The sequence below is a fragment of the Mobilicoccus massiliensis genome (genome assembly GCF_000826525.2).
In the GTDB taxonomy this organism is placed as follows: Bacteria; Actinomycetota; Actinomycetes; order Actinomycetales; family Dermatophilaceae; genus Mobilicoccus; species Mobilicoccus massiliensis.
In genome coordinates, this window is record NZ_LN651325.1 from 54180 (window position 1) to 67487 (window position 13308).

General features: G+C 71.4%; 14 protein-coding genes. 7 read left to right on the forward strand and 7 right to left on the reverse strand.

What is annotated here, in order from left to right:
* Positions 1-29 precede the first annotated feature (29 nt).
* Positions 30-1394 (reverse strand): FAD-binding oxidoreductase, encoded by a 1365-nt coding sequence (locus tag BN1197_RS01970; RefSeq protein WP_040155727.1) that lies wholly within the window; start codon positions 1392-1394, stop codon positions 30-32.
* A 229-nt stretch (positions 1395-1623) separates the two neighbouring features.
* On the opposite strand from BN1197_RS01970, the gene BN1197_RS01975 reads away from it, so the two are divergent.
* The 4 genes from BN1197_RS01975 to BN1197_RS01990 all read left to right on the forward strand — a co-directional run bounded on the left by BN1197_RS01975 (position 1624) and on the right by BN1197_RS01990 (position 6141).
* Positions 1624-2706, forward strand: a complete 1083-nt coding sequence (locus BN1197_RS01975) for an S-(hydroxymethyl)mycothiol dehydrogenase (protein ID WP_040155728.1) — start codon at positions 1624-1626, stop codon at positions 2704-2706.
* Positions 2703-3374, forward strand: a complete 672-nt coding sequence (locus BN1197_RS01980) for an MBL fold metallo-hydrolase (protein WP_082043545.1) — start codon at positions 2703-2705, stop codon at positions 3372-3374. The genes BN1197_RS01975 and BN1197_RS01980 overlap by 4 nt, the downstream gene beginning before the upstream one ends.
* Positions 3375-3484: 110 nt before the next feature.
* Positions 3485-4813: a M16 family metallopeptidase gene (locus BN1197_RS01985; protein WP_052465869.1), complete on the forward strand. Its 1329-nt coding sequence runs from the start codon at positions 3485-3487 to the stop codon at positions 4811-4813.
* A complete protein-coding gene (locus tag BN1197_RS01990) occupies positions 4810-6141 on the forward strand; it encodes a M16 family metallopeptidase (RefSeq protein WP_040155730.1) in 1332 nt (443 codons plus the stop codon). The genes BN1197_RS01985 and BN1197_RS01990 overlap by 4 nt, the downstream gene beginning before the upstream one ends.
* A 13-nt stretch (positions 6142-6154) precedes the next feature.
* Here BN1197_RS01990 and BN1197_RS01995 read toward each other — a convergent pair whose 3' ends face one another.
* The 5 genes from BN1197_RS01995 to BN1197_RS02010 form a co-directional block, all read right to left on the reverse strand.
* The gene (locus tag BN1197_RS01995) at positions 6155-6946 is read right to left on the reverse strand and encodes an inositol monophosphatase family protein (protein ID WP_040155732.1); all 792 of its coding nucleotides are present in this window, start codon (positions 6944-6946) and stop codon (positions 6155-6157) included.
* A gap of 71 nt (positions 6947-7017) precedes the next feature.
* A complete protein-coding gene (gene ppk2 / locus BN1197_RS02000; RefSeq protein ID WP_040155735.1) occupies positions 7018-7860 on the reverse strand; it encodes a polyphosphate kinase 2 in 843 nt (280 codons plus the stop codon).
* A gap of 132 nt (positions 7861-7992) precedes the next feature.
* Positions 7993-9036 carry a ribosome small subunit-dependent GTPase A gene (rsgA, locus tag BN1197_RS02005; RefSeq protein WP_040155737.1) on the reverse strand — a complete coding sequence of 348 codons (1044 nt, stop codon included), beginning with the start codon at positions 9034-9036 and terminating at the stop codon, positions 7993-7995.
* Positions 9033-10334, reverse strand: a complete 1302-nt coding sequence (aroA, locus tag BN1197_RS17225; protein ID WP_040155740.1) for a 3-phosphoshikimate 1-carboxyvinyltransferase — start codon at positions 10332-10334, stop codon at positions 9033-9035. The genes rsgA and aroA overlap by 4 nt, the downstream gene beginning before the upstream one ends.
* Before the next feature lie 17 nt (positions 10335-10351).
* Complete coding sequence (locus BN1197_RS02010) at positions 10352-10834, reverse strand: DoxX family protein (RefSeq protein ID WP_040155741.1); 483 nt, start codon at positions 10832-10834, stop codon at positions 10352-10354.
* Between the two features lie 173 nt (positions 10835-11007).
* Between BN1197_RS02010 and BN1197_RS02015 the strand changes: the two genes are divergently transcribed.
* The 3 genes from BN1197_RS02015 to rsrA all read left to right on the forward strand — a co-directional run bounded on the left by BN1197_RS02015 (position 11008) and on the right by rsrA (position 13119).
* On the forward strand, positions 11008-11874 hold the full coding sequence (locus BN1197_RS02015; protein ID WP_040155742.1) for an SOS response-associated peptidase: 867 nt from the start codon (positions 11008-11010) through the stop codon (positions 11872-11874).
* Positions 11875-12052: 178 nt separating this feature from the next.
* The gene (locus tag BN1197_RS02020) at positions 12053-12841 is read left to right on the forward strand and encodes a sigma-70 family RNA polymerase sigma factor (protein ID WP_040155744.1); all 789 of its coding nucleotides are present in this window, start codon (positions 12053-12055) and stop codon (positions 12839-12841) included.
* Positions 12838-13119: a mycothiol system anti-sigma-R factor gene (rsrA, locus tag BN1197_RS02025; protein ID WP_040155747.1), complete on the forward strand. Its 282-nt coding sequence runs from the start codon at positions 12838-12840 to the stop codon at positions 13117-13119. Before BN1197_RS02020 ends, rsrA begins: the two co-directional genes overlap by 4 nt.
* A 78-nt stretch (positions 13120-13197) precedes the next feature.
* On the opposite strand, the gene BN1197_RS18065 is transcribed toward rsrA, so the two are convergent.
* Complete coding sequence (locus BN1197_RS18065; protein ID WP_390622699.1) at positions 13198-13272, reverse strand: 50S ribosomal protein bL37; 75 nt, start codon at positions 13270-13272, stop codon at positions 13198-13200.
* Positions 13273-13308: the final 36 nt, after the last annotated feature.

The window sequence follows — 13308 nt, forward strand, 5'->3', positions numbered from 1 at the left end:
TCAAGGGGCACTCGCTCTCTTCACCGGCCTCAGAACATCGCGCCCGGGTTGAGGATGCCGTCGGGGTCGAGGGCGTCCTTGATGCGCCGGTTGAGCGCGAGGGCGTCGGGGCCGAGGTAGTCGCCGAGCCACGGCTTCTTGAGTCGCCCGACGCCGTGCTCGCCGGTGATCGTGCCGCCGAGGCCGATGGCGAGGGTCATGACCTCGCCGTACGCCTGGGCGGCGCGTTCGGCCTGGTCGGGATCGGTGGGGTCGACGACGATGAGCGGGTGGGTGTTGCCGTCGCCCGCGTGGGCGATGACCGCGATCTCGACGTCACGTTCCCGAGCGATGTCGGCGATTCCCTGCACGAGTGCGCCGAGCAGTGGGATCGGCACGCCGACGTCCTCCAGCAGCAGCGATCCGCGCTTCTCGACGGCGGGGATCGCCATGCGCCGCGCGGCGACGAACGCCTCACCCTCGTCGGGATCATCGGTGACGAACACCTCGAGGGCATGGTGGCCTCCGCAGATCTCCCGCACGGCCTCGAGTTCGGTGGCGGCCTGGCCGCACGGCTCGTCGGACTGCACGACGAGCAGCGCCGCGGCCTCACGGTCCAGGCCCATGTGGGTGACGTCCTCGACGGCGTTGATCGAGGCCGAGTCCATGAACTCGATCGTCGACGGGCGCATGCCGGCCGTGATGTCGCAGACGGTGTTGGTCGTGTCGTCCAGGCTCGGGAACATCGCGACGAGGGTCGAGGCGGGCCGCGGAGCGGGCAGGAGTCGCAGCACGATGCGGGTGACGATGCCGAGCGTTCCTTCGCTGCCGACGAACAGCTTGGTCATCGACAACCCCGCCGAGTCCTTGAGGCGGGGGCCACCGAGTTCCACCGCCGTACCGTCGGCGAGGACGACAGTCATGCCGAGGACGTAGTCCATCGTCACGCCGTACTTCACGCAGCACAGGCCGCCGGCGTTCGTCGCGACGTTGCCGCCGATCGAGCAGATCTCGTACGACGACGGATCCGGTGGGTACCAGAGGCCGTGTTCGGCGACCGCGGCCTTGACCTCGGCGTTGAGCAGGCCCGGCTCGACGACGCACGTGCGGGTGGCGGGATCGACCTCGATGGCTCGCATGCGCTCGGTCGACAGCACGATGCCGCCGTCGACCGCCGAGGCACCGCCGGAGAGGCCCGAACCGGCCCCACGGGTGACGACCGGCACGCGATGCTCCGCGGCGATGCGCACCACCGTCTGCACGTCCTCGGTGGAGGAGACCCGCACGACCGCGAGCGGCGTTCCCGCACCGGGGTCGTTCGCGCGGTCCCAGCGGTATCCGGCCATGCGATCGGGGTCGGTGAGGACCATGTCGGGTCCCAGCACATCGAGCAGGTGCTGCGCGGCATCGGTCATCGACACTCTCCCTCGAGGCAGGCCTCCGCTCACCCTCGCCGGGGCATCGGGGCCGTGTCAACGGGCCGCGCCGATCCGCAGCCCCGGCGGCGTCTCGGTCCCTGTCCCAGCCCGCCGCGGTGCGTCCCCGGCATGGCCCGAACGGCGATCCGGCGCCCGGTGTCGTCACTTCCTGCGGACTGATTGAATGGGGCACGAACGGCCGAACCCCACCGATGAAAGGGCGGCTATGCCGAGCACTGTCAAGGGAGTGATCGCCCGCAGCAAGGGCGCCCCCGTCGAACTCGTCGACGTCGTGGTCCCCGACCCCGGCCCGGGCGAGGCCGTCGTCGCGATCCAGGCCTGCGGCGTCTGCCACACCGACCTGCATTACCGCGAGGGCGGCATCAACGACGACTTTCCGTTCCTCCTCGGCCACGAGGCGGCCGGGGTCGTGGAGTCCGTGGGCGAGGGGGTCACCGAGATCGAGCCCGGTGACTTCGTCGTGCTCAACTGGCGTGCCGTGTGCGGCGCCTGCCGGGCGTGCCTCAAGGGGCAGCCGTGGTACTGCTTCGACACCCACAACGCGGCCCAGAAGATGACGCTGGAGGACGGCACCGAACTCACCCCGGCCCTCGGCATCGGCGCGTTCGTGGAGAAGACGCTCGTCGCCGCCGGCCAGTGCACCAAGGTCGACGAGGCCGACGCGGCCGCGGTCGGGCTGCTCGGATGCGGCGTCATGGCCGGATTCGGCGCGGCGGTCAACACGGGCGCGGTGCAGCGCGGCGAATCGATCGCCGTGTTCGGTTGTGGCGGCGTGGGCGACGCGGCGATCGCGGGTGCGGTCGTCGCCGGGGCCACGACGATCATCGCCGTCGACGTCGACCCCACCAAGCTCGAGTGGGCCCGCGAGTTCGGCGCGACCCACACCGTCGACGCCACGAAGGAGGACCCGGTCGAGAAGATCCGCGAGTACACCGGCGGCTTCGGGGCCGATGTCGTCGTCGAGGCCATCGGACGCCCCGAGACCTACGAGCAGGCGTTCTACGCCCGCGATCTCGCGGGTCGGGTCGTGCTCGTCGGTGTCCCGACCCCCGACCTCGAGGTCACGCTGCCGATGATCGAGATCTTCGGCCGCGGCGGCGCGCTCAAGAGCAGCTGGTACGGCGACTGCCTGCCCGGGCGCGACTTCCCGATGCTCGTCTCGCTGTACAAACAGGGCCGGTTCGACCTGGACAGGTTCGTCACCGAGCGCATCGCGCTCGACGATGTGGAGGAGGCATTCGCCAAGATGTCGGATGGAACCGTGCTGCGATCGGTGGTGGAGCTGTGAGCGCCTCGGAGATCGTGACCACGCCCGGCTCGGTCGAGGGCATCCGCGTCGAGCGGGTCATCACCCGCGGCGTGTTCGCCCTCGACGGGGGTGAATGGGAGGTCGACAACAACATCTGGCTCGTCGGCAACGACGACGAGGTTCTGGTCATCGACGCGGCCCACGAGGCCGAGCCCGTCATCGAGGCGATCGACGGCCGCACGGTGCGTGCCATCGTCCTCACCCACGGCCACAACGACCACATCAACGCGAGCGGCGAGCTCGCGAAGGCCACGGGTGCGCCGCGCTGGATCCACCCCGACGACCGCATGCTGTGGGACGCGGAGTTCGGTGACACCCCGCCGGACGGTGACCTGGCCGACGGCCAGATCATCGAGGTCGGCGGCCTGCCCCTCACCGTGCTGCACACGCCCGGCCACTCCCCGGGCGGCGTGTGCCTCCACAGCCCCGACCTCGCGGTGCTCTTCAGCGGCGACACGCTGTTCCACGGCGGCCCCGGGGCGACCGGCCGCTCGTTCAGCGACTTCGACACGATCGTCGCCTCGATCACCGACCGTCTGCTCACGCTGCCGGGGGAGACCCTCGTGCTCACCGGCCACGGCGACTCCACGACGATCGGCGAGGAGGCTCCCGACCGCCAGAAGTGGATCGACGAACACGACGACTGACCCGTCGACCGACCCGTCGACCGACACGACGACTGACACGACGACCGTGCGGCCCCGCCGGTTCGGCGGGGGTGTCGGCGCACCTCGGCGCGGCCCCGTAGGCTGGGGTGATGCCCCTGGATTACCCCGTCGAGATCACGACGCTGCCCAACGGGCTGCGGGTCGTCGTCAGTGAGGACCACGCCGCCCCGGTGGTCGCCGTCAACCTCTGGGTGGGGGTGGGCTCGAGGCACGAGCAGCCCGGGCGCACCGGCTTCGCCCACCTCTTCGAGCACCTCATGTTCCAGGGCTCGCGCAATGTCGCGAGCGGAGAGCACTTCTCGGCGCTCATGGCGGCAGGGGCGCGGCTCAACGCGACGACGTGGTTCGACCGCACGAACTACTTCGAGACCCTGCCCGCGGGCGCGCTCGATCTCGCGCTGTGGATGGAGGCCGACCGGCACGGCTACCTGCTGGACGCGGTGACACAGGAGAACCTCGACAACCAGCGCGACGTCGTCAAGGAGGAGAAGCGGCAGCGCTACGACAACCAGCCGTACGGCGAGGCGCTGCACCACCTGTACGCGAGCGTCTTTCCCGAGGGGCACCCCTACCACCACCCGACGATCGGGTCGATGCCCGACCTCGACGCCGCGACGCTGGACGACGTCCACGACTTCTTCCGCCGCTGGTACCACCCCGGCAACACCGTGCTCACACTGTGCGGCGACCTCACCCCGGCCGAGGGTGTCGCGGCGGCGGAGCGGTACTTCGGCGAGCTGCGCCGCGGGGAGGATCCGCCGCCGGCCGCCACTCCGCCGTTGCCGCCGCTGACCGCGGCCACGCGCGTCGAGATCGATCAGGCCGTACCCGCGCCGCGGCTCTACCTCGGGTTCCGGTTGCCACCGGACCACACGAGCGAGTTCGACGCGGCCGCCCTCGCCCTCGAGATCGTCGGCGGCATCGCGATCTCCCGGCTCGAGAAGCGGCTCGTGCGCGGCACCGAGATCGCGACCTTCGCCTCCGCCGCGGCCCTGGGTCTGGCCGACGGCGTCTCGCTGGGGTTCGTCGCGGCCCAGCCCACCGACGGTGTCTCGCTCGCGGAGCTCGAGGAGGCGATCGTCGCCGAACTGGAGGAGTTCGCGGCTCAGGGGCCCACGGCGATCGAGATGGAGGCCGCCGCGGCGCAGAACGAGCGCGAGTGGCTCTCCACGCTGGCCGACGTCGAGCAGCGCGCCGACCAGATCGGCCGGCTGACCACCCTCTACGACGACCCGCAGGGCATCAACACCCATCTCGATCGTCTGCTCGCCCTCACTCCCGAGGACGTCCGCCGGGCCGCCGACGTCTGGCTGCGGCCGGAGTCCCGCGCCGCCGTCGTCTATCCCGCGCGCGACCTGCCGACCGACCTCACCGCCGACGAGGGCGACGTGACGACCCACGAAGGAGCCCCGGCATGAGCACGCGTCCACAGATCTCACGCCCCGGTCCCTGGGCCTTTCCGACAGGCGACACGAAGCGGCTGAGCTGCGGGGCCGACCTCATGACGTTCGACGTGCCCGGCCAGCACGTGCTCTCGGTACAGGTCGTCTCACGGCTGCCACTCGACACCGAGCCCGAGGCCCTCGAGGGCGTCGGATCAATCATGGCCCGCACGCTCGACGAGGGCGCGGCCGGCCGCGACGCCGAGGAGATGGTCGAGCTCCTCGAACGCACCGGCATGGCCCTGCACGCGGGCGTGGGGGAGCGCGGCCTCGCCGTCGACCTCGACGTGCCCGCCCGCCGCGTCGAGGACGCGCTCGGTCTGCTCGTCGACGTCCTCACCCGCCCCGAGCTCGGCGAGGAAGAGGTCGCGCGACAGGTGCGCACCCGGCTCGCCGAGATCGACCAGGAGGACGCCAACCCCGGCATGCGAGCGGCACGAGAGTTCGCCGCCACCTATTACGCGCCCGGCACCCGCGCCTCCCGCCCGACCGCCGGGTCGCGGGAGACGGTCGCGGCGATCACGAGCGGAGCCGTTCGGGCGCGACACTCCGGGGTCGGCCCTCACGGCTCGACGATCGTCGTCGCCGGCGACCTGCGTGGCGTGCCCATCACCGCGCTCGTCGATTCGGCGTTCGCGGGCTGGCGCGGTCCCGTGACGCCGACGTCCCCCGAACCCCTCGTCCGGGCCGACGACGCCGAGCGCCTCGTCGTCGTCGATCGCCCGGGGAGCGTCCAGAGCGAGTTGCATCTCGGGTGCACGGGCCCCGACCGCCGGGTCGCAGGTGGCTGGGCGCCCTTCCCGGTCGTCGCCTACCTGCTCGGCGGTTCGCCGCACGCCCGGCTCGACGTCGTGCTGCGCGAGGAGAAGGGCTACACCTACGGCATGCGGGCCGCGGCCCGCCCCCGGCACGACGGCGGACTGTTCATGGTGTCGGGCTCGGTGCGTACGGAGGTGACGCGGGAGGCCCTCGAGCTCACCCTCGGCATCCTCGACGGCGCCGCCCAGGGCTTCACCGCCGAGGAGACCCGCGCCGGCGTCGACTTCCTCGCCCTCACCGCGCCGGGCCGTTTCGCCACGGCCGACGCGATCGCGGCCGAGGCCGCGGCTCGTGCGCTCGACGGGCTCGGCACGGCGCACACCTCGCAAGTGCTGGCCGACACGCTCACGCTCACCCCCGAGCGCCTCACCCGGGCGTACACCGAGCACGTCGATCGACGCTGGACGATCGTCGTCGTCGGTGACGCCGAGAAGATCGCAGGCCCGCTCGAATCCCTCGGCCGCCCGGTCACCGTCGTCGCCTAGGCGCGGGGGAGTCTCACTCCTCGTTCGTGCCGAGGCGCCGAAGCACCTCGTCGTGCAGCAGTCCGTTGGTGGCGAGAGCCGTTCCGCCCCAAGGGCCGTCCTGCCCGTCGAGCGAGGTGAACCGGCCACCGGCCTCGGTGACGATCGGCACGAGCGCGGCCATGTCGTGCACCTCGAGCGAGGGCTCGGTCGCGATGTCGACGCCGCCCTCGGCGACCATCATGTAGGACCAGAAGTCGCCGTAGGCGCGGGTGCGCCACACCTCGTCGGTGAGGTCGAGGAACTGGGCGCGGCGGCCGATGTCGCCCCAGCCCGACAGGCTCGAGTACGACAGCGACGCGTCGGCGATCGAGGCCACCGACGAGACCCGCATGCGTTTGGCACCGGCGAGCGAACGCCCGGTCCACGCGCCCGTGCCCTTGGCCGCCCACCACCGCCGGTTGAGAGCCGGGGCAGAGACGAGGCCGACGACGACCTCGTCGTCCTCGACGAGTGCCATGAGCGTCGCCCACACGGGCACGCCGCGCACGTAGTTCTTCGTGCCGTCGATGGGGTCGACGATCCACTTGCGGTTGCCGTGACCGGTGGTGCCACCCTCCTCGCCCTGCACCACGTCGCGTGACCGCGCTCGCTTGAGGTAGGAGCGGATGAGGTCCTCGGCGTCGCGATCGGCGTCGCTCACCGGTGTGAGGTCGGGCTTGGTGTCGACCACGAGGTCCTCGGCCTGGTAGCGCCCCATCGTGACGCGTTCGACGGAGTCGGCGAGGACGTGAGCGAGGCGGAGGTCGTCGTTGTAATCGGGCACGACGACACGCTATCGCCCGAACAGCGGTGAAAGGGGCAGGGATCGGCTCGACGTGCGTGTCTCGCCGGGCCTCACTTGTCCTCGGGGTCCTCGTACGGGCTGTGCTCGGGCTCGCCCACGGTGGCCGCGTGGTCCGGGACTTCGAGCTGGAGCTCGCGGTCGGTGCGCCGGTAACCCGTCGAGGGGGGCCGCTTGGGCATCTTCAGCTTGGGCTGCTCGATGTGCTGGTACGGCACCGAATGCAGCAGGTGGGCGATCATGTTGATGCGCGCCGCACGCTTGTCGTCGCTCTCGACGACGTTCCAGCGGGCCTCGGGAATGTCGGTGTGCACGAACATGTCGTCCTTCGCGCGGCTGTAGTCCTCCCAGCGCGTGAGCGACTCGAGGTCGGTGGGGGAGAGCTTCCACCGGCGCATCGGGTCGGTGAGTCGCGACTCGAACCGCTTCATCTGTTCGTGGTCGCTCACCGAGAACCAGTACTTGCGCAGCATGATGCCGTCCTCGATGAGCATGCGTTCGAAGATCGGGCACTGGCGCAGGAACCGGCGGTACTCCTTCGGGGTGCAGTAGCCCATGACGCGTTCGACGCCGGCGCGGTTGTACCAGGAACGGTCGAACAGGCGGATCTCACCGGCGGCGGGAAGATGCTCGACGTAGCGCTGGAAGTACCACTGGGTCTGCTGGCGCTCGGTGGGCACGGGCAGCGCGACGATCTGCGCGGTGCGCGGGTTGAGGTACTCCGTGACGCGTTTGATCGCGCCGCCCTTGCCGGCGGCGTCGCGTCCCTCGAAGACGACGACGAGCCGCTGGCCCGTCTGCTTGATCCATTCCTGCATGTCGACGAGTTCCTGCTGCAGGCGCAGCAACTCGGCCTCGTACAGGGACTTCTTCATCTTCTTGTGCTTGCCGGACATCCTTCGATCATGGCACCGCGCGGTGTCCTCAGGCGCGCCGAGACAGCCGTGGTTTCCGGCCCGGGGTGACGGGAGGGGGATTCACGTGGTCCGGCGACCGGTCGAGGGCGGAAACGGCGGCTGTCTCGGCGGTCAGGATGCGCGGGCTCGCAGCAGGCGGCGCAGTGAGTCGAGCCGGGCCGCACCTCCCGGCCCGGCCCGGCCGGAGGCGACCCAGTCGTCGAGACCGCAGTCGGGTTCGTCGTGACTGCACCCACGGGGGCAGTCCTCGAGCCCGCCGGCGAGCTCCTCGAAGTGGCCGACGATGCGGTCGGGGTCGATGTGGGCGAGGCCGAACGAGCGGACGCCCGGGGTGTCGACGATCCACCCGCGCCGGTCGTCGGCGTCGGGTGGGAGCTCGAGCGCGATGGCCGAGGTGGAGGTGTGCCGCCCGCGCCCGGTGACGTCGTTGACGCGGCCGGTGGCGCGATCGGCGTCCGGAACGAGCGCGTTGACCAGTGTCGACTTGCCCACCCCGGAGTGTCCGACGAGCACGCTGACCCGGCCGGTGAGGTGGGCTCGCACCTCCTCGACGCCGCTGATCTCCTGACGGCCGTCGGCGGCGAGTTCACCGGCGAAGGACGTGACGACGATCGGCACGTCGAGCGGGGAGTACGCGGCGAGGACACCGGGTGGGTCGTCGGGGTCGATGCGGTCGGCCTTGGTGAGCACGAGCAGCGGGTCGAGCCCGGCGTCGTAGGCGGCGACGAGGCACCGGTCGATCATTCGGGGCCGCGGCTCGGGATCGGCGAGAGCCGTGACGATGACGAGCTGGTCGGCGTTGGCGACGATGACCCGTTCGACGGGGTCGGTGTCGTCGGCGGTGCGGCGCAGGACCGAGCGACGGGGTTCGATACGGACGATGCGGGCGAGCCGGTCGGGGCCGCCGCGCAGGTCGCCGACGAGCGCGACCTCGTCGCCGACCACGGCGGCCTTGCGTCCGAGCTCGCGTGCGCGCATCGCGATGACCGTGTGGTCGCCGACCCGCACGGTGTACCGGCCGCGATCGACGGTGAGGACCGTGCCGAGGACCGCGTCCTCGTGACGAGGCCGCTCCTTGGTGCGCGGGCGGGAACCCCGCCGACCGGGCCGGACCCGGACGTCGCTCTCGTCGTAGCGATCCGCGAGGCGGCTCACGGCCCGTCGGTTCCCGCGATCATGGCCTCCCACATGCCGGGGAAGTCCGGCAGCGTCTTGGAGGTGGTCCCGATGTCCTCGACGAGGACCCCGGGGATGCGCAACCCGAGGACGGCCGCGGCCATCGCCATGCGGTGGTCGGCGTAGGTGTGCAGGGTCGCCGGTCGCGGCGGGCCGGGGGTGATGTGCAGTGCGTCCTCGAGCACCTCGACCCGCCCACCGACGGCCTCGATCTCGGTGGCGAGGGCGGCGAGCCGGTCGGTCTCGTGGCCGCGCAGGTGCGAGACCCCGCGCAGCCAGCTCGGCGAGTCGGCGAGGGCGGCGACCGCGGCGACGACCGGCGTGAGCTCGCCGGCGTCGTGCAGGTCGACGTCGAGACCGGTCGGCACCTCGGGCCCGACGACCGTGAGCCCGTCGCGGGTGAGGGTGACGTCGCCGCCCATCATGTCGAAGACGTCGCGGATCGAGTCGCCCGCCTGCGTCGTGTGGTGCGGCCAGTCGGGCACGTGGACGCGGCCGCCGGTGACCATCGCGGCCGCGAGGAACGCGGCGGCGTTGGACAGGTCGGGTTCGACGACGACGTCGAGCGGGTGGATGGCCCCCGGCTCCACGTGCCAGCGGTTCAGGTCCCCGTCGTCGACCGTGACCCCCGCGTCGCGCAGCGCCTCGACCGTCATGACGATGTGGGGCTCGCTCGGCACCGGCTTTCCGTCGTGGACGACCGTGACGCCCCGGGCGAACCGCGCGCCCGCGAGCAGCAGGCCCGAGACGAACTGCGAACTCGCCGAGGCGTCCATCTCGACGAGGCCACCCTCGAGCGCCCCGCGACCGTGGACGGTGAACGGCATCGCGCCGCGCCCGTCATCGTCGATGCGCACGCCGAGCGAACGCAGGGCGTCGAGCCCGGTGATCATCGGGCGACGGCGGGCGGCCTCGTCGCCGTCGAAGCGCACGGGCCCGTCGGCCAACGCTGCCACGGGCGGGACGAACCGCATGACCGTGCCCGCGAGGCCGCAGTCGATCTCGACGTCGCCGCGGAGCCGGCCGTCTGCCGCGGGGGTGACGATCCAGTCGCCGTCGGCGGCGTCGGCGATCTCGACCCCGAGCGCCTGCAGCGCGCCGGCCATGAGCTCGGTGTCACGGCTGCGCAATGGCGAGCGCAGTCGCGAGGGGCCATCGGCCAGCGCCGCGATGACGAGATAACGGTTGGTGAGTGACTTGCTCCCCGGCAGGCGCACCGTCGCGTCGAGCGGCGTCGAGGGCGCGGGCGCCTGCCAGAGAGCGGGATGGGAGACCACCGGTGAACTGCCTCCGATCAGGAGACGGCGAGCTTGGCCTGCGCCTTGGCCAGGCGGGCCTCGCGCTTGGCGGCCTTGGCGGCGTTCTGCGCACGCCAGGCGAGCCCGGGCTTGCCCGCGGTGTCGACCGAGGCGAGGATCGTGCCGCCCAGGAGGCCGAGGTTCTTGAGGAACTGGGTCTGCTGGTTCGCGCGCGCGCCCTGGTCGGTCTCCTTCCAGAACTGGTGGCCCACGAGCGTCGTCGGGATGATCGACGCCGCCAGCATCGTGCTGGCCAGCCGCGGGAACCGGCCGGTCGCGAGCATGAGGCCGGCGGTGGCCATGAGAGCGCCGTTCGCGCGGACCATCATCTCGGGGTCGTCCGGCGTGCCCGTGAGCTCGGCGACCTTGGCCGTGAAGGGCGCAGCCTGCTGCACGCGGGCGCCCGGGTGACGCAGCGCCTCGAGCCCTCCGCTGACGAAGATGGCTGCGAGCATGGGTCGGGCGAGTCGTCGGATCATCGTGTCTCCTTGATGCGATCGGGATCGACGGGCACGTCTCGTCGGACGCGTGGCACCTACCGTAGTCGTCGGGACCGGTGCCCGCGCGTCTGCGTCGCGGTGCGCCGACCTGGGGACGAGCAAGAGCGGGACGCACCCCGGCGCCCACCGGGACACACATCGAGGAGTAACCCATGTGCGGTCGATACGCCGCGTCCGCGAGCAGCGACGACCTCGTCGAGGAGTTCGACGTCGTCCTGGACCGCACGACGGAACCGGTGCGTTCGGTGCTCAAGTCGGCGCAGGAGCCGCCCGCGGGCAGTCCCGACTACAACCTCGCCCCGAGCGAGAACGTGCGGGTCGTCCTCGAGCGTCCGGCGCGGCGGGCCGGCGCCCGTGACGAGACGAGCGAGGAGCAACTCGACGAGCAGAGTGACGAGCCCGTGCGGCAGCTGCGTCTGCTCACCTGGGGGCTCGTGCCGTCCTGGGCCAAGGATCCGTCGGTGGGGATGCGGATGTTCAACGCACGCGCCGAGACGGTGCTAGAGAAGCCGGCCTTCCGCAAGGCAGCGCTCGCGCGTCGGGCGCTCGTGCCGGCCGACGGCTGGTACGAGTGGCAGAAGAGCCCGACGGCCACGCTCAAGGGCAAACCCCGTAAGCAGCCGTTCTACGTGCACCGCGCCGACGGCCGCCCGATCGCCTTCGCCGGGCTCTACGAGTTCTGGAAGGACCCCACCGCCGACCCGGCCGACCCGCTGTCGTGGCTCGCCACGGTCTCGATCATCACGACGGTGGCCGAGCCGGGTCTCGATCGCCTTCACGACCGCCAGCCGCTCGTACTCGAGCAGCGGGACTGGGATCGCTGGCTCGACCCGACCCTGGAGGACCCGGAGGAGATCGGCGCCATGCTCGCGTTCTCCGAGCCCGGGCGGTTCGACGCCTACCCCGTCGGCCGCGCGGTGGGCTCGTCGTCGGCCTCGGGCCCAGGACTCGTGCAGCCCGCCCCCGCCGACGAGCTCGAAGGCGTCGTCGACCCCGCGACCGGGGAGATCATCGGCTGAACTCCGCCCACATCCGATGACGGGCGGCTGAGGGCGAGTGACGGGCGCTGACGGGCGATGAAGGGTGGTGGGGGCGGTGACGGGCGGGAATGTCGCGGCTCGGGCCGTCGTTGACCGGGAATGTCGCGGCTCGGGCCGTCGTTGACCCCGGCGACCATCCACGCCGAAGGAGAACCGCATGCTCGTTCTCAGCCGCCCCGCCGAGACGGGGTTCGTCGGGCTCACCGATGCGGCCGGCTCGAGCGGAGTCGGCCTCGGGGCACTACCCTGGACGACGATGAACGAGTCGTCTGCCCCGTCGGCCCCCAGGTCAGCGCCCGAGCCCGGCGAGAACACGTCCAGCGCCTTCGAGGCGCCGCCGCGTCCTGCCGACGCCGACGTCGACCGGGCCACCGAGACCCCCACCGAGAGGGTCGCGCGGTTCGAGCGCGACGCGATGCCCTACCTCGACCAGCTCTACAGCGCGGCCCTGCGCACCACGCGCAATCCCGCCGACGCGGAGGACCTCGTTCAGGAGACCTACGCCAAGGCCTTCGCCGCGTTCCACCAGTACAAGCCCGGAACCAACCTCAAGGCGTGGCTGTACCGCATTCTCACGAACACCTACATCAACTCCTATCGCAAGAAGCAGCGTCAGCCGTTGCAGTCCGACGCGGCCGAGGTCGAGGACTACCAGCTCGCGCGCGCGGAGTCGCACACCTCCACCGGTCTGCGCTCCGCCGAGGTCGAGGCGCTGGACCACCTGCCCGACAGTGACGTCACCCGCGCGCTCGCGAGCCTGGGGGAGGACTTCCGCCTGGCGGTCTATCTCGCCGACGTCGAGGGGTTCTCCTACAAGGAGATCGCCGAGATCATGGACACGCCCATCGGCACCGTGATGTCGCGTCTGCATCGTGGCCGCCGCCAGCTGCGCGAACTGCTCACCGACTACGCCGCCGACCGTGGCTACACGGGGGTGAGCTCATGAGTGCCGAGCCCGCCCGTTCCAGTGACTGCTCGGAGTTTCGGATGCGGGTCTTCGAGCTGATCGACTCCGAGCTCGATTCCGCCGAGTGCGAGCGACTGCGCGCCCACCTGGACGAATGCGGTCCGTGCATGGAGGAGTACGAGCGCGACCTCGTGCTCAAGGCCCTCGTGCGCCGCTCCTGCGCGTGTCAGCCCGCGCCGCGCACGCTGCGCATGCAGATCATGGCGACGATCATGACGTTCACCGTCGAGGTACGCGGCGAGCAGGACGCCGGCTGAGGCGCGCCCGACCCGCGAGCACGACGAACGAGGGCCTCACCGTCAGCTGACGGTGAGGCCCTCGTTCATGCCCTGTGCTCAGGCGTTGGGCCTGCGGCCGTGGTTGGCGGCGTTCTTCTTGCGCGCGCGGCGCTTGCGGGCTCGTTTGCTCATGGTGCGGCTCCTTCGGAGTTCGTGCAGTCGCAGCAT

What these genes read in the sequence shown, in the direction of transcription:
- BN1197_RS02020 (WP_040155744.1), top strand. Translation starts at nt 12,053, where the DNA reads ATGCTCGTTCTCAGCCGCCCCGCCGAGACGGGGTTCGTCGGGCTCACC.
- BN1197_RS01970 (WP_040155727.1), bottom strand. Translation starts at nt 1,394, where the DNA reads ATGACCGATGCCGCGCAGCACCTGCTCGATGTGCTGGGACCCGACATG.
- BN1197_RS02010 (WP_040155741.1), bottom strand. Translation starts at nt 10,834, where the DNA reads ATGATCCGACGACTCGCCCGACCCATGCTCGCAGCCATCTTCGTCAGC.
- BN1197_RS02015 (WP_040155742.1), top strand. Translation starts at nt 11,008, where the DNA reads ATGTGCGGTCGATACGCCGCGTCCGCGAGCAGCGACGACCTCGTCGAG.
- BN1197_RS01990 (WP_040155730.1), top strand. Translation starts at nt 4,810, where the DNA reads ATGAGCACGCGTCCACAGATCTCACGCCCCGGTCCCTGGGCCTTTCCG.
- BN1197_RS01975 (WP_040155728.1), top strand. Translation starts at nt 1,624, where the DNA reads ATGCCGAGCACTGTCAAGGGAGTGATCGCCCGCAGCAAGGGCGCCCCC.
- ppk2 (WP_040155735.1), bottom strand. Translation starts at nt 7,860, where the DNA reads ATGTCCGGCAAGCACAAGAAGATGAAGAAGTCCCTGTACGAGGCCGAG.
- BN1197_RS01985 (WP_052465869.1), top strand. Translation starts at nt 3,485, where the DNA reads ATGCCCCTGGATTACCCCGTCGAGATCACGACGCTGCCCAACGGGCTG.
- rsrA (WP_040155747.1), top strand. Translation starts at nt 12,838, where the DNA reads ATGAGTGCCGAGCCCGCCCGTTCCAGTGACTGCTCGGAGTTTCGGATG.